The following is a 16,158-nucleotide window of genomic DNA, read 5'->3' as shown; positions in this document are numbered from 1 at the left end:
ATACACGTCCGACCAGGCAACCGTTTTGAATAATCTCGAAATTTCGATTCGGAATATTGGCGGACATGATGGAATTCCAAGAGGTGCAAAACTAATTGCTGAAAATCAAGGCAGCCGCCAAGGATGCCTGCAAGGTTTACGTAGCTTCCACGAATACAAGTCGATTCATGCATGGTTTTCACAGCAAGACATTGAAAGCCTCAAACGCCATGCCTACATCGCTACCAAGCTGTTTTACATTCACAGTAAGGAATTTGAGCCCCGCGGCATGACGAGAGAGAGTGAATATTTCTACGCTTTAGTGAGTGACCACGCGCCTTTGATTGATTGGTTCATGCGCCTGGAACCTACCTCTCCAGATGGGCTAAAAATGATCAACAATCTCGACGATCATTTCTATCGCCATTTTCAAATGACATTGGCCTTGCAAGGTCGCTGGAAGGACTTGACTGAAAGAGCCGAGCGATTTCTACGAGATATTCCGGTAAAAATGAAGTTGTTCGCAGTTGATCAGCGCTTCTATCTCGCACTTGCACAGGGAAATATAGAAGGTATGCGAGAAGCACTGATCGAACTAACCAGCCCTAAAGGTGCAAAAGCGCGAAACAAAGTTGAAGCGCAGAGCTTCGCTTTTCCCTGCGCCTTTATTGGGTGCTACGCCACCATGTACGCCAAGATCGCATGGCGGCATGGTTATGCACTTGAGCTTGATACGCCGCTCATTCCAAGAGAATGGTTGCCGACTCGACCGCTGGAAAAATATGAAGACCTGTATCCCTTCATGCGGGAATACGACACCGATAGCGCGTTGCCGCCACCAGGCAACGAGTAATCGATTCAACATTTGACCTGAACCTGTGGGGTGCCATCGAAATCTGAGCCGGGTTGAGACCGAATTTCCATCCAAACCTGAACCAAGCAGTCCCTGCTCTGTTAGTTTAAAAGCAGGGAAATCCAGAAGCGAAAACTACATCGTGACCAAAGAGTACGGATCAGGAGTTGAGGGAAAGATTGGATCAGGCTTCAACGCAATTCAACAAGTCACGGACACCGTGAAGATCGATTTCTTAACCGCTAGCCAATTGGCGACCGCATTCCTTGAGCGGCTATCTGTCGAGCCGGAGGGGGTGCCGTATGTTCTGCTCGACTCCTTTATCCGAGAAGATGATGAAGGGTGGTACTTTCCCTATCAGTCTGCTAGCTTTGTGTTGAATGGAAATTTTGGCGATTCCCTTATTGGAAATTGGCCGATATTCGTGAGTCGAAGCGGCGACTATGTCGGGCCTCGCCGACCTGGAATGCAGTGGGCGTAGGGGATTTGTGACATTCAGTTAGTGCGTCGGCTCCAGGTGACGCGCCTCATAAAGTCTTTCGCTGAGGCTGCGTCCTAAAGCGTAGACCCTATTCGGGCTGAAATACGCCGCGCAGGGGTCGCTTCATGATGGCCCGACTTCTCTATTTATAGGAGGCGCCGCAGCCCCCCGCCCTGAGCAGCTGGGCCGGCGCACGCAGGAGCAGCTGCTGCGTTTCCAGGAGCCGGCGCGCGCCTGGCTGGAGGCGACGGCGAACGACCCGCATGCGGGGCTGGAAGGCGACAACGATATTTCGGTGCTGCGCATGCAGATGTCGATGCAGCAGCGCTATCCGCAGATCGGCTCGCTGGTGTTCGGCTACCCGGACGGCAGTTTCCAGCAAAGCATGGTGCTGCGCACCGCGCGTGATCGGGCCTGGGCCAAGTCGCTGCCGGAGGCGCGTTTCGCGCTGCAGACCATACGTGTGGACGAGAAACAAAAGCGTGTCGAGCAATGGGTGTTCTACGACCAGCAGATGACGGCGATCGCGAGCGAGCGGCGGCCCTGGGGCGAGCGCTACGACCCGCGCGAGCGGCCCTGGTACCACGGGGCGAGCGACCTCAACCTGGGCACTTTCCAGGCGACCGATCCTTTTGTGCTGAAGGTGCCGGAGGAGTTCGGCATGGCGCTGTCGCGACCGCTGAGTGGCCCCCGGGGCGGTGTGGCGGCGGCGATGTTCACGGTCGGGGGTTTGTCGGATTTTTTGCGCGCGCGGGGTGAGGAAAGCCGGGCCGAGCTGATTTTGTTCGACGCGCAGGGCCGTGTCTGGGGATGGTCGCAGGCAGACCGGCTGCGCCGCCTGCTGGGTTCGGGCACGCCGGTGAGCCTGTCGGCTTTGAGCGACCCCTTGTACGGCTCGCTGCACAAGCTGGTGGAGCAGGGGGCGCCGCAGGACACACCCATCCATTCGGTCGAAGGCGCGGGGGGCCAGCGTTTCGCGGCGGTGGTGATGCCGATGGAAGGCGTGTTCAGCCACAAAGCCTATGTGGCGCTGGTGTCGGACCAGAACCTGCTGCTGGCACAGGTGCGGCGTATGCGCTGGATGCTGCTGGGGGTGGGCGTGGCCGGGCTGCTGCTGCTGCTGCCCATGCTGTTCTGGATGGCGAACCGGCTGGCGATGCCCTTGAGGAATCTGGTGCGGTCGGCCAAGCACATCCGGGAGTTCGAGTTCGACAGCGACATCCCGCAGGACAGTGACATTTCCGAAGTGCGCCGCCTGCAGGAATCGCTGGCGCTGGCGCGCATCGCGCTGCAGGGTTTCTCGCGCTACGTGCCGCGGCCGCTGGTGAAACATTTCATCGCCAACCGGCTGACGCCGCAAGCCGGCGTGGAGCAGCGCGAGCTGGCGGTGCTGTGCGCGGCGCTGGACGAGCACCACGCGACGGCGGTGACCTGGTCGCCGCATGCCGAGCATTATTTGCAGATATTCGCGGTGGAGGTGGCGCAGGGCAAGGGCATGATGGACCGCTATGAAAGCTGCACGGCGGTGGCGCTGTGGAACACGCCGCTGAATGTTTCCAACCCGGCGGGCTATGCCTGCGAGGCGGCTTTGCGGGCAGTGGATGCCATGCAGGCGCTGGCCGAGGGACTGAATGCGGCGGTGAAGCCGCCGTGCTTCGGCCTGGATTTCGGCAATGCCACGGTGGGCAACTTCGGCACCTGGGACCACCTGACTTTCACGGCGGTGGGCGCGCCGCTGGACAACGCGCGCGCGTTGGCACGGCAGGCGAACGCGCTGGGCCTGAGTGTCGCGGCCAGCCGATCGGTGGCGCTGGCCGCGGCGCGCTATTTTCGCTTCCGGCTGGCGGCGACGGTCCCGCTGGGCCCGCGCGGCGAGCTGCAGGAAGTGTATGAACTGGTGGAGCGGGTGGTGCACGAACCGGACACCAAACCGGGCCGGCTGGGTGCGGCGGTGGCGGAGGCATAGGCCTCGTCGCCGTTCTTGTTCTTCAGGCTGAAAGAGAGGTCTCCCATGAACGGTGGATCATCGATGTCGACGCGCAGGCACTGGCTGCGCCGGGGCGCGGGCCTGGCCGCCTCGCTCGGGGTGGCGACTATCGGGAGCATGGCGCGCGCCCAGGCCGGCAGGCCGTTCACCATGTCTTACGGCTGGGTGCCCTGGGCGGCGGGCAACTCACCGGTTACGCAGTACATGATAGGCAAGCGGCTGATTGAAAAACACGCGGCGGAGTTCGGCTACGACCTGACGGTGGACTACCGCAGCTACCCGGCGGCCGCGCCGCAGGTGGAGGCCCTGGCCGCGGGCCAGCTCGACATGGCGATGTGGGGCAACACGCCGACGATACGCGCCATCGTGGCGCAGCATCCTTTCAGCCTGGTGTCGGTGGCGGAGGGGCGGCTGCGCTTTTTGCTGTGCACGCGCAAGGATTCGCCCATCCGCAATGTGCAGGACCTCAAGGGCAAGACGGTGGGCACGCTGATGGGCGCTGACCCGTACAACGCGTTCACGCAGATCCTGCGTTACGAGCTGGGCAACCCGGACCCGGCTGCCCACGGCATCCGCATGGTGCACATATCGACGCTGCCCGAGGCGGCGCAGGTGCCATCGGGAATGGATGCAACGCTGGCCGTCTACCCGGCCTTTTTGAAGGCGCAGGCGACGGGCACGGTGGCGATCATGAATTCCTACGGGTATACGGAGTCGCATTACGACGGGCCGGAAGGCAAGGGCGCGGGCATCCTGCTGCCTTCGGTGAAGAACTCGCCTTTTTATCCGGACGGCTACTACCTGCACCGATCATTTCGCATCGTGCACAACAGCCTGCTGGAAAGACACCCGAACCTCGTGCTGGCTTTTTTGCTGGCGCAGCAGGAGGCGGTGGGCGTACTCAGCGAGTCGGAGCCGGCGGCCGTATCACAGCTGGTGAAGTCCTACTGGGGGCTTTCCCCGGCGGACGGCGCCAAGGTGGTCCGCGACGAGGTGGTGTTTCGCCGCGGCTGGGCCTGGTCGACCGAAGGCGATGCGCTGTCTTTGCTGGCGACGTCCAAGATGATTGCCGGCGCCAAGATCATCGCGGAGCCGCTGAGCTGGGCGCAGGTCAAGGGCGTGTTTGTCAAGACCGCGCCGCTGGTCAAGCAGGCCTATGACAGGCTGGGCGCGAAACCCGTGCTCGCGGAATTCCAGAGCGCCAAGGTCGGTGACCTGCGGGGCCTGCCTTCGTGGGAGCTGGGACGCTGGAAGGACAGGGTCTAGCGGTCGCCTGTTTTTTCGGAAGGCGAAAAAAAGCCCCTGCAGAAGAGGTCACTGCAGGGGCTTGAACTGCCTGAGGCAGCCTTGTCTGGGATGAGAACAAGGAACGCCAGAGCGTCCCGGCCATTGTAAAAATCAGGCCGGACCGGGCAAGCCGGTAATGTGTTTCTGCGGACATTTGTTGTTGATCAGCATGGCGATTCCTGTAGGGGCGCCTTTATGCAAACGCTCGCTTCACCCAGTCACCCGAAGACTCCCCCTGGCCGTTGCGCGGCAAGACATAAATAGAGAGCATTTCCAGCAAGCTTTGCCCGTGCGCAGACAAAGTCGGCTTTACATCCTGGCGTTCTCGCAGACACTGCGGCGACGTTGCCCGGTGATGCCGCTCACATCCTGTGAGCCCGCACCCGGCCTCGGCGAAGCAGGGGACCCCTTATGAGTGCCAGAGATTCTTTTGAATTCAATGCCTTGCACAGAGGAATTGGTGTTCGCGTGCTGTTGGTGGATTTCCACGAACTCGTCGTCGAGGACTTTCGAAGCCGCCTGAAAATGCTGTCCGCCTCGAGGCTGGTTACGCGTGTGGACAGCACGGCGCTGATGGGCGCGCCATGGGTGCTTGAGACCTTCCGGCATCGCGTGGTGTTTGTCTGCCTGCGCGAACGGCACACGCACGGCGAACGCGGCAAGGCCATGGAGAACTTCCTGGCGCAATTGGCCGCCTTCCCTGCTACCTTGGTGATACCGGTCATCAGCCAGCGGGCTGTGCTTGACCATTTCCGCCACCATCTTTCCCGCGTCAGCCCGATGTACCTTGGCACTTCTTTTCTGCAGGAAGACCTGCTGCATGTCCTGGGTGCATGCGCTTTCCCAAGGACCGTTGTCCGGCGCGAGACTTCCCTGCCGCAAGCCGGTGAGGAGTCGGGCTTCGCCAGGCGCGCCATCGAAATCTGAGGCCGGTGCGGGGCCACCCCGGCGGTTCTTGACTCAACCCCAGCGCAAAAAAGGCGGCTTGGCAAGATGCTTAATACCCTATAAAGTCAATTTAAATATCTCATTAATATATTTATATCTTGAGAATTTAAATCCTTTGTTTTAAGAATCGCTGTCCCCACCTCTCCGTCGTCACGCTTTTGTCTGGCCGCCACTGCTTTCCAGGGCTGCTGCTGGAGCCTGGTACACCTGTCACTTCCGATGGCTGAAGACGTAAGCTCATCCCACTGAACCTCACTGGACCTTTCACAGGCCTGCAACATGAAAAACATGAAACGAATCAAGGTAATTGACTCCCACACCGGTGGCGAACCGACCCGGCTGGTGGTGGATGGCTTTCCCGACCTGGGCGCCGGCGGGATGGCCGAGCGGCGCGAACTGCTGGCACGGCAATACGACGACTGGCGCGCCGCCGCTGTGCTGGAGCCGCGCGGTAGCGACGTGGTGGTGGGCGCCTTGTTGTGCAAGCCGGTGGACCCGGCCAGCGCAGCCGGTGTAATCTTCTTCAATAACACCGGCTATCTGGGCATGTGCGGCCACGGCACCATAGGACTGGTGGCCTCGCTGGCCTACCTGGGCCGGATCGCGCCCGGCGCGCACCGTATTGAAACGCCGGTCGGCACGGTCACGGCCACGCTGCATGAGGACGGCTCGGTGAGCGTGCGCAATGTGCCCGCCTGGCGGCACCTGCACCAGGTGGCCGTCGACGTGCCGGGCCACGGCGTGGTGCACGGCGATGTGGCTTGGGGCGGAAACTGGTTTTTCCTGGCGAGCGAACACGGCCAGCGGGTGGCCAGCGACAAGCTGGAGGCCCTGACCGCCTACAGCGTGTCGCTGCGCGAAGCACTCGCGGCACAGGGCATCACCGGTGCCGGCGGCGCGGAGATCGACCACATCGAGCTGTTCGCGGACGACGATGAGGGCGCCGACAGCCGCAACTTCGTGCTGTGCCCCGGCAAGGCCTACGATCGTTCGCCCTGCGGCACCGGCACCAGCGCGAAGATCGCCTGCCTGGCGGCCGACGGCAAGCTCGCGCCCGGTGAGATCTGGCGCCAGGCCAGCATCATCGGCAGCCGCTTCGAGGCTAGCTATTCCCTGGAGGACGGCCAAGTCATCCCAACTTTGCGTGGACGCGCCCACATGAGCGCCGAAGCAACCCTGCTGGTCGAGGACGGCGATCCTTTCGCCTGGGGCATACGCCCGTGAGTGCCGATTGCGCCTTCACCACCTGCGGCACCTTGTGCCTGGCCATCGGCCATGAAAGCCCAGGTGTCACCACGGCCCCGGCCACGGACCGCCTGCTGGCGACACAACTGAATGGCGCAACCTTGCCCTTCGATGCCGCGCCCTACGGCATGCAGCGCTTTCTGGCGGCTGCATGAATGCCGCGGCGGGCGCTCCTGAGACAGCCTGCAGCATACGGCCCCATCTTCGCGATACCTTCCATCCCCGCAAGAGGCGCGGCCTGGCCTGTTCACCGCCAACGATCAGGCGCAAGCCCGTCGATCGCGGGACGTCAATTTTCAAAAACCCACGGAGATTGCCTTCCTGCGGACAATGTTTCGCCCAATTGTTTTTGAGCGGCCTATGCTTGATTGTTCACCTCCCGGTGATCGCCATCGATGGCTGCCGATGGCTGCATGTGAACCGGCCAGCCTTTCAGGGAGATCGCTATCCATGATGTACTTTATTGAACTCAATCAATTCCTGCCGGATGACGATGCGGTGGTCCAGGCACTCAGGGCGCAGATGGGTCCCCGCAAAGGCGACACCATACATTGGGCCGAGTGGCGGGCCGACGGCTCCAATACCCGGTCCTGCCCAGATATGGCCCTCATCAACGCGGCGCGCCTGGACTGGAGGCAGCTCAAATCCCTGGTTGACGAGTGCAACGCTGAAACCATTGTGCTCACGGGGCGGCGGGATCCGGTGCTTTCCTTGCCGCTGCTGCCGCGTGTGACGGCTCTGAATGAGCTGTTGCGTTTCATGCCCGGCCGCGCATCCGCAACGCCGCAAAAAAGCCGCGCTCCCCAATATCGCTCCGTGACATGGGTCGATACGACGCCCATGCCTCCTTTGCCGACCAAGGCACTGTTCTGATCCGTGTTCTGTGTGAAACCAAAAAGCCGCAAAGTGCTTTGCCGGGACTGCCCGGTGTTAAAGGGGTAGGAATGTCTGGCGCCTATATTTATCAGTTGCTGACGGGCCTGGGCATTGGCGAGCGCTGCGCGCTTCAAATGCTGTCCCGCGTGAAAATGACCGCATTCGATGCCGGCGATGTCATCTGGCCGAAGGGCGGCCAGGTCGCCGCCTGGACCTATATCGTCTCCGGCCTGGTGGGGGCCAGCGTGCCCTTGCAAGAGGGTGGCTGCATCCAGGTCAACATTTACGGCCCGCGCACCTGGTTTGGCGAAGAGCCCATGCTCAACCGCTATCCCTCGTGCCTGGACTATGTGTGCCTCACCCCGGTTCGTGCGGTGTGTGTGCCGGCCACCGATGCGCTCGGGGCATTCCAGGATGAACCGGAGTTTTCCCGCTACATTGCCCTGCTGATGGCATGGCGCAGCCGGCAGCATTCGGAAATGATCGTGCTCATGAAGCAGGGCAGCCCGCCGCTGCGGGTGGTCATGGGCCTGGCGCTGTTTGCTGAAGCGCTGTATTACAACTCCTCGCGGCCCCCCACGCACGGGCTCGAAGGAACGTCCGTGGAGATTCCGGTCAAACAAACCGTCATCGCGTCCGTCTGCGGTGTGTCGCGCAGCGTTTTCTCGGAAGCCGTGCACCACCTTGTGGCGGCCGGCTGGTTGCGTGTCAACTACGGCATGCTGGAGTTGCGTTCGCTGGAGACCTGGTTGCGCTTTTCCCGCAAGCACCGCCAGGCCCGCATGAACATCACCAAGCCCACGCTGGAAGAGCTCATCATGCTGATACAGGACGCCGCCTTGCCCTGAGGCTTTCCTGGCTTCGGCGCCAACACGGGTACCGGGTCACGCGGCTTTCCGCCGCGGCATTGCCTCCCCGCGAACGGATGCGCGCGCGGGGTTTCTCCTTTTCCATGCACTTGACCGCATCCGGCCGCGAGGGCGTTCCTCATTCCCGACCGGCCGGCATTCGACAGGCGAAAACGACGCGTAGAAAACGTAAGAAAACGTCATAAAACTGCCCGCAAGAAGACAATCCCGCGCCGAATTTTTCTGTCCCACTACTAAGCTTGACCCGGCGAAAAGTACAAGCAAAAAACTATTCACCTGAGGTGAATCGACCATTTGGTTTGTGAAATAACAAGAAAACCTGAGAGAAGCAAAACCCTTAGGTTGCAGCCGACTCAAGTGCGACGAGGCACGGGGCGTTGAATCGACGGAGTGCTAGCCAACGGCACGAAAAATTGGGCAGTCAATGGACACATTTACGACAGTTTCGCCATCGGGCGAACCGCAGCCCGGGGCTTCAGGGCAGGGCATGGAACTGCAGGCATCCGCGTCGCTGGACACCGGGCTCGCTTGCCTCGTGATGCTTTCCCAGTTTCACGCAGTGGCGGCGGATCCGGAAAAACTGCGCCACGAATTCAGCCGCGACGGTCGGGCCCTGGACATTGTCGACCTTCTCAATGTCGCCAAAAGCCTGGGCCTGTCGGCCGCGCGCAGGCGCCCCTCTCCCGACCGCTTGGCAATGGCCGTCCTGCCGGCCATCGCTGCCGGAAAGGACGGCGGGTTTTTCATCATCGCGCGGATCGATGAGGACAAGGCCCTGATCCAGGATCCCGCGGCCCAAGGGCCGCAAGTTGTCGACAGGGCGGCACTTGATGAGCGCTGGTCGGGCGACCTGATCCAGGTGACCTCCCGCGCCTCGCTGGCGGGCGAACTTGCCAAATTCGACTTCAGCTGGTTCATTCCCGCTGTCGTCAAATACCGGCGCCCCTTGCTTGAAGTGCTGCTCGTATCTTTTGTGCTCCAGTTTTTCATGCTCGTCACGCCCTTGTTTTTCCAGGTGGTGATGGACAAGGTGCTGGTGCATAACGGCTTGACCACCCTGCACGTCGTCTGCATAGGCCTGCTGGTCATCTCGGTGTTCGACGTGGTGCTCACCGGCTTGCGCAGCTATGTGTTTGCTCACACCTCCAGCCGCATCGACGTGGAACTGGGTGCCCGCCTTTTCAGGCATTTGATCGGCCTTCCCATGGCCTACTTCACCGCCAGGCGCGTGGGTGATTCCGTCGCCCGCATCCGTGAACTGGAAACCATACGCTCATTCCTGACCGGGAACGCCATCACGGTGGTGCTCGATTTGATGTTTTCCGTGGTGTTCCTCGCGGTCATGCTGTATTACAGCGTCTGGCTGACGCTGGTGGTGGCGGTGTCGCTGCCCTGCTATGCGCTGCTTTCGGTGCTGTTCACGCCGCTCCTGCGTACGCGGCTTAACGAAAAATTCAACCGTGGCGCCGAAAACCAGGCCTTCCTGGTCGAAACCATAGGCGGCATAGATACCGTCAAGTCGATGGCCGTGCAACCGCAATGGTCTCAAAAATGGGACAGGCAGCTCGCCGCCTATGTCTCCGCTGGTTTTCGCACCGCCACCATAGGCACCCTGGCCAACAACGGCGTGTCGCTGGTCARCAAGCTGGTCACCGTGGCCACCATCTGGCTGGGCGCCCAACTGGTCATGGAAGGCAAGCTTTCAGTCGGGCAGCTCATCGCCTTCAACATGCTTGCAGGTTACGTCGCGTCGCCCGTGATCCGCCTCGCGCAGCTGTGGACGGAATTCCAGCAGGTCGGCATCTCCATGCAGCGCCTGGGCGATATCCTGAACACCCGGCCCGAGATCGCCGGCAACAAAAGCGCCATGCCCGCCATCGAAGGCACCATCGAATTCGACGCCGTGACCTTCCGCTACCGCCCCGATGCGCCACAGGTGCTGCGCGGCATCAGCTTTCGCGCCGCCGCGGGCGAAGTCATCGGCATCGTCGGCCGCTCGGGCTCCGGCAAGAGCACGTTGACCAAGCTGGTACAGCGCATGTATCTGCCCGACCAGGGGCGTGTGCTGATAGACGGTGTGGATCTTGCCACCACCGACGCCACCACCATACGCCGCCAGCTCGGCGTGGTGCTGCAGGAGAACATGCTGTTCAACCGCAGCATCCGCGACAACATCGCGCTGGTCAACACCGGGCTTCCGCTGGAGGCCGTCWTTGACGCCGCCAAACTCGCAGGCGCCCATGAATTCATCATCGAACTGCCCGAAGCCTACGACACCCTGGTGGGCGAGCACGGTGCCACTCTGTCGGGCGGCCAACGCCAGCGCATCGCCATCGCTCGCGCACTCATCAGCAACCCGCGCATCCTGATTTTTGACGAAGCCACCAGTGCGCTGGACTATGAGTCCGAACGCATCCTCAAGGACAACATGCGGGCGATTTGCGCCGGCCGCACGGTGCTCGTTATCGCCCATCGCCTCTCCACCGTGCGCGATGCCGACCGCATCATCGTCGTCGACAAAGGGCAGATCGTCGAGCAGGGCTCGCACGAAGAACTGCTGACCGTTCCGGGCGGGCAGTACGCGCATCTGCATGCGATGCAGGGAGCATGAGTATGAACATCCTTAAGCAGCATTTGGGAGCGATCAGCGAGCTGCTGGGCCGCTACCGAAGCATTTTCGCCCTCGCCTGGAAAGACCGCAAACTGTCGGACGCCCGCGGCTACAGCGCCGCCGAGGCACAATTCCTGCCCGCCGTGCTCGCGGTGCAGGAAACACCCACGCCCCCCGCGCCGCGTGTCTTCATGTGGCTGCTGATCGCTTTCGCCTTTCTCTCCGTGATCTGGAGCGTGTTCGGGAAAGTCGACATCGTGGCGGTCGCCAGCGGCAAGATCGTTCCCAGCGGCTACACCAAGGTGGTACAGCCGCTCAGCGCGGCCGTGGTCAAGGCCATTCATGTGCGCGACGGTCAGGCCGTGAAGGCCGGCGACCTGTTGGTCGAACTCGATGCCGCCACCGAGGATGCCGACATCGAGCGTGCCCGAGCCGAACTCGAGGCGGCGTTGTTGCAGTCCGCGCGCGCCGGCGCCTTGCTCGATGCGATGACCCGCGGCGTGACACCCCTCCTGGCGTCACAGCCCGGGGTGCCGGCTGATCGGCTGCGCGAGGCGGTGCGCATGCTGGAGGGGCAGTACGGCGAATACGCGACAAAGCTGGCGCGCAGCGAGTCGGAAACCGCCACCCGCGAGGCCGAGCTGCGCGCCAGCCGGGAGCAGGTGCTCAAGCTCGAGGCCACACTTCCTTTGATGCGAAAACGCTCAGAAGACCTGGATGGCCTGGCTCGGGACGGCTATGTCTCGCGACACAATTTTCTCGAACGCCGGCAAGCTTACCTTGACCAGTCCGGCGAACTGTCGGTCCAGCGTGAGCGCGTGCGGCAACTGCAGGCCTCCGTGACTGAGAGCCGGCGCCAGCGCGAGGCATTTCAGGCCGAGGTCCGCCGTGCCACGCTCGACAGTCTCAAAGAAGCCCAGCAGCGCACCGCCACACTGGAGCAGGAACTGAACAAAGCCCAGTCTCGCGGCACCCTGACCCGGCTGCTCGCGCCTATCAGTGGCACGGTGCAGCAGCTTGCTTTGCACACCGTGGGCGGCGTCGTTACGCCTGCCCAGCAGCTGATGGTCGTTGTTCCTCGGGAGCACCCTCTCGAAGTGGAGGCCATGCTGGAGAACAAGGACATCGGTTTTGTGCGCCCCGGCCAGGAGGTCGTCGTCAAGCTCGAAACCTTTCCCTTCACCCTCTACGGAGCCATTCCGGGCGTGGTCACCGATGTCTCGCGGGATGCCATCGCAGACGAAAAGCGCGGCCTGCTCTATGCCGTGCGTGTGCAGCTCTCGCGCACCCGCATCACGGTGGACGGGGCCGAGGTTCCGCTAGGCTCCGGCATGGTGGCCCATGCCGAAATCAAGACCGGCCGTCGCCGCGTGATCTCCTTCTTCCTGAGCCCCTTGTTGCAGGGCGTGCAGGAGGGATTGCGCGAGCGCTAGGCGCGGTCAAACGGCAGAAGCGCAGAAATGCGCGAGTAAGTCTGCAGCGAGCCGGGTTACGACCTTGCGCTATCAAGAAACTCTACGCCCGAGATGCCCAGACGCAGGGTTAAGGGCTTGCCTCCAAAACCGTAACGCCGATTCGCACGAACGTTCCCATGGCGTTCCCATGACCCACGGTTGATTCAAAGCCTGCGTGCGGTCCCGATTCCGGATGGCCGGCACACATTTGCAGCGACCCATGCATGGCGCCTCGATGTTGATCGATTTTCAAAGTAATCAACAAAGATTGTCCGTAGAAAGACTATGTCGGAAAAACTTCGTAACCGCTATCGATAAGCTGAAACCTGCTTTGACTTTCTCGCTTGCTTCCCTGGATTTTGTCGCTGTATGCAACACATGTTTCCAGGATTTGCGCGCGATGGGTCTATTCGGGAAGTGCGTTTGTATTTCAGGTTTTCGTTTAGTGGGACGGTCATTGTGAAAAAAATATCTGAGAAAAAAATCCTGACGGGAATGGCCAATTTCGCAGATGGCGCCTCCAGCATGAAGTGCAACAGCCTGGCAGTGGCCGGCAACGTCCATGTACGCCGCTGACCAATTCACCTGTCCATCTCGCCGCGTGTCCCGCATGAAAGCACTGCTCGCCCTTGCGCTGCTGCCTTTGGCTCTCTGCGTTTCCGCGCATGCACAGAACGAAGCCGTCTCACCGGCATCCAGGGCCACCGACACGGCAGGTATCCAGCTTTCAATGACGGCGCTTTGCGCCACCTGCGGCGTCCTGCACGCCCAGGTCGATCAAGCCGTCCCCGCTTCGCCAAGCAACGAAAGCCTGGGCTTGCGCCAGCTGTTGCAGATGGCCGTCGAGACGCATCCCAGCATCGCCAGCGCGCGCTTTGATCAGCAGTCCGCGCAAAGCATGATCGAAGCCGCGCGCCAGCAGTTCCTGCCTGCCCCCGGCGTGCAGACGGATTCATTGTCCGGGCGCAGCGCCACCACTTTTCGCCTCACCCAGCCTTTGTGGACGGGCGGCAGGCTCACCGCCGACCTGCGGCTTTCCGAGCTGCGCGAACTGCGTGCCCGCGAAGCCATTTCAGATGCGCAGGTCACGCTGGCCACACGCGTGGCAGGCATCGCCCAGTCCTATCTGCTAAATGCCGGTCGCCGCATCGCCCAGGAGCGCAACGTCGAAACACTGAACGGCCTGCTGCGCATGATTGAGAGGCGCAGCCAGGCGGAAGTCTCCGCCACGTCGGACGTCAACATGGTGCGGACGCGTCTTGCGCAGGCCCAGGCCGATCTCGAATCCTTCCGTGCCCTCGAAAACTCCGCCCTGGCGCAGCTGGGCAGCGCGGTAGGGCGGCCCCTGGCGCCAGGTTCGCTCGAGCTGCCGCCCGCACCGCCCCGCTCACCCATGCTTGCGCGCCTGCTTGAGCGCGCCGTGCAAGACAACCCCCATCTGCGTCTCGCTGAAATCGACACACGCCTGGCCGCCATCGAGATAGACCGCACGCGTTCCGCCATGTGGCCAACGGTGTCCTTGCGACTTGAGCGCCAGGTGGGTGAATACCTGGGTTCCGCTGCGGCCGGCAACCGTGTTTTTGTGTCTGTGCAATACGCCCCAGGCTCCGGTCTGTCGCTGGGCTCCCAGATCGAGGCCGCGGAGCAGCGCCTGTCGGCGGTCCAGCGCGCAGCTGAAGCCGGCCGGCGGGATGTCACCGAGCGTGTGGAGGCCGAATGGCGCGACCTTGAATCCACGCAGAGGCGCCTGCCCGAGTTGCAACGCAGCCGCGAAGGCGCCGTCGAGGTGCTCGCCTCCAACCGCCGCCTCTTCGTCACCGGCCGCCGCAGCTGGATCGACCTGCTCAATTCCGTGCGCGAGATCGCGCAGGCCGAGCAGGCTGAAGCTGAAGCCCGGGCCGGCGGCGTAGGCGCCTATTACCGCCTGGGCCTGCTGCTCGGCATCCCGATGTGGTCCCCAGAAAGCGAGCTCCCGTGAACACTCCGCCCCCGGTCAATACGCCATCGTCCGCCGCGCAGAGCGTGCTCTGGCTGGCCCGCCGCCTGCCCGACATCGTCAAGGACTTGCGACCCCTGCAATCGCACATGATGGTCGAACTTGGAAGCCGTCTGGCCGGCGCTCAGGAACACGGCCTCACACGCGACGGCCTGAAGGGCTGCGTTGACTATGCCTTTGCATCCATGGGTGCGCGTTCGCAGCCCTGGGGCGAGGGCAGCGCGGCGGCCAGGCTGCCCGCCGTCGCCGTGCACCCCGACGTCGGCGTCTTCATCCTGCACCAGCACACGCCTGCCGGTGGCTGGTTGCTCGAAGACGCTTCCGGCAACCGCCACGTCACGGTGCTTCCTCCAGGGGCGCTGTACACCGAAATCCAGGCAAGCCACGCCACAGGCCACGGCCTCTACCGCACGGCGGGCGAACTGTTTCGCGGCGCACTGCGCGACAACCGGCGCTACTTTATCCACGCGGCCATCGCTTCCGTCCTTATCAACCTCTTCGGCCTGCTGACCTCTCTGTACAGCATGCAGGTCTACGACCGCGTGATTCCCACGCAAGGACTGTCCACGCTTTATGCGCTGACGGCCGGTATCGCGGTGGGCATCCTGCTGGAGCTGATCGCCAAATTTGCGCGCGCCACCATCACCGAGCATTCCGTCCGCTCCATGGACCTTAACCTTTCACACAGCATCTTCGAGCGCTTGCTGCGTGTGCGCATGGATCAGTTTCCCGCCAGCGTTGGAACCCTGTCTGCCCAGCTGCGCAGTTACGAAATGATCCGTTCCTTCGCTTCCTCGGTCACGCTGTACCTGTTGGTCGATACGCCCTTTGCCATCCTTTTCCTGGCCGTGATCTACCTGCTGGGCGGTCCCCTGGTCGCCGCGGTGCCAGTGGTGTTCTTCATCGTGGCGTTGACCGTCGGCTTTCTTTTTCGCAGCGGCATGGAGCGCCATGCTCTCTCAGGCCAGGCTGCGTCCAACCGCAAGCTGGGCTTGCTGGTCGAGGCGGTCGAAGGCGCGGAATCCATCAAGGCCAGCGGCGCGGGCTGGCAGTTTCTGGCCCGCTGGAACGGCTTGACCCGCATCAATATTGACGAAGACATGCGCTTGCGCCACTTGGGCGACTCGGCCACCTACTACGCCGGCTTCCTGCAGCAGATCAGCTACGTGCTGCTGGTCGCCACCGGCGCTTATGTCGCTTCCACGTCAACTTCTCTCACCTCCGGCGGCATCATCGCCTGCTCCATCATTTCAGGCCGCGTGCTCACACCGGCGGGCATGTTGCCCGGCCTCATGGTCCAGTGGGCCAACGCCAAGTCAGCCATGCGCAGCCTCTCGCACATCTTCACCCTGGAGCAAGACAACCACGCCGTTGAGCGCCCCCTGGCCATAGACCGCCTGCGCGGTGAAGTCACCGTGCAGAATCTCGAATTCGGCTACCGCGGCCATGCCACCGTGCTGCAGCTGGAGAACCTGCTCATCAAACCCGGCGAGAAAGTCGGCCTGCTCGGCCCCGTCGGCAGCGGAAAAAGCACGTTGCTCAAGCTGCTGTCCGGCATGTACATGCCCTCCA

At 62.2% G+C, this 16,158-nt stretch carries 14 protein-coding genes; all 14 read left to right on the top strand.

Annotated features, from left to right (window positions below):
* Positions 1–832, top strand: an 832-nt coding sequence (locus AC1D0P_RS10845; protein ID WP_477676745.1) for an Imm49 family immunity protein, incomplete at its 5' end; no start/stop codon positions are given.
* Between the two features lie 142 nt (positions 833–974).
* Positions 975–1,313 (top strand): hypothetical protein, encoded by a 339-nt coding sequence (locus AC1D0P_RS10840; protein WP_477676744.1) that lies wholly within the window; start codon positions 975–977, stop codon positions 1,311–1,313.
* A gap of 295 nt (positions 1,314–1,608) precedes the next feature.
* Positions 1,609–3,279: a hypothetical protein gene (locus tag AC1D0P_RS10835; RefSeq protein ID WP_477676743.1), complete on the top strand. Its 1,671-nt coding sequence runs from the start codon at positions 1,609–1,611 to the stop codon at positions 3,277–3,279.
* 45 nt (positions 3,280–3,324) lie between these two features.
* The gene (locus AC1D0P_RS10830; RefSeq protein WP_477676742.1) at positions 3,325–4,566 is read left to right on the top strand and encodes an ABC transporter substrate-binding protein; all 1,242 of its coding nucleotides are present in this window, start codon (positions 3,325–3,327) and stop codon (positions 4,564–4,566) included.
* Between the two features lie 432 nt (positions 4,567–4,998).
* Complete coding sequence (locus tag AC1D0P_RS10825; protein WP_477676741.1) at positions 4,999–5,514, top strand: hypothetical protein; 516 nt, start codon at positions 4,999–5,001, stop codon at positions 5,512–5,514.
* Between the two features lie 309 nt (positions 5,515–5,823).
* Complete coding sequence (locus AC1D0P_RS10820) at positions 5,824–6,759, top strand: 4-hydroxyproline epimerase (RefSeq protein WP_477676740.1); 936 nt, start codon at positions 5,824–5,826, stop codon at positions 6,757–6,759.
* Entirely contained in the window at positions 6,756–6,935 is a 180-nt protein-coding gene (locus AC1D0P_RS10815) for a hypothetical protein (protein ID WP_477676739.1), read from the top strand. The genes AC1D0P_RS10820 and AC1D0P_RS10815 overlap by 4 nt, the downstream gene beginning before the upstream one ends.
* Positions 6,936–7,233: 298 nt before the next feature.
* A complete protein-coding gene (locus tag AC1D0P_RS10810; protein WP_477676738.1) occupies positions 7,234–7,653 on the top strand; it encodes a hypothetical protein in 420 nt (139 codons plus the stop codon).
* Between the two features lie 71 nt (positions 7,654–7,724).
* On the top strand, positions 7,725–8,504 hold the full coding sequence (locus AC1D0P_RS10805) for a Crp/Fnr family transcriptional regulator (RefSeq protein WP_477676737.1): 780 nt from the start codon (positions 7,725–7,727) through the stop codon (positions 8,502–8,504).
* Positions 8,505–9,012: 508 nt separating this feature from the next.
* Entirely contained in the window at positions 9,013–11,136 is a 2,124-nt protein-coding gene (locus AC1D0P_RS10800) for a type I secretion system permease/ATPase (protein WP_477676736.1), read from the top strand.
* A 2-nt stretch (positions 11,137–11,138) separates the two neighbouring features.
* Positions 11,139–12,569: an HlyD family type I secretion periplasmic adaptor subunit gene (locus AC1D0P_RS10795; RefSeq protein ID WP_477676735.1), complete on the top strand. Its 1,431-nt coding sequence runs from the start codon at positions 11,139–11,141 to the stop codon at positions 12,567–12,569.
* A 390-nt stretch (positions 12,570–12,959) separates the two neighbouring features.
* The gene (locus AC1D0P_RS10790; protein WP_477676734.1) at positions 12,960–13,166 is read left to right on the top strand and encodes a hypothetical protein; all 207 of its coding nucleotides are present in this window, start codon (positions 12,960–12,962) and stop codon (positions 13,164–13,166) included.
* A gap of 34 nt (positions 13,167–13,200) precedes the next feature.
* On the top strand, positions 13,201–14,568 hold the full coding sequence (locus AC1D0P_RS10785; protein ID WP_477676733.1) for a TolC family protein: 1,368 nt from the start codon (positions 13,201–13,203) through the stop codon (positions 14,566–14,568).
* A partial coding sequence (locus AC1D0P_RS10780) for a peptidase domain-containing ABC transporter (protein ID WP_477676732.1) occupies positions 14,565–16,158 on the top strand: 1,594 nt, incomplete at its 3' end. The genes AC1D0P_RS10785 and AC1D0P_RS10780, both read left to right, overlap by 4 nt.

This window comes from Polaromonas sp. P1_G2 (genome assembly GCF_056405515.1).
Note: the sequence above shows the minus strand (reverse complement) of the source record. Positions and strands in the feature narration are given on the sequence as shown.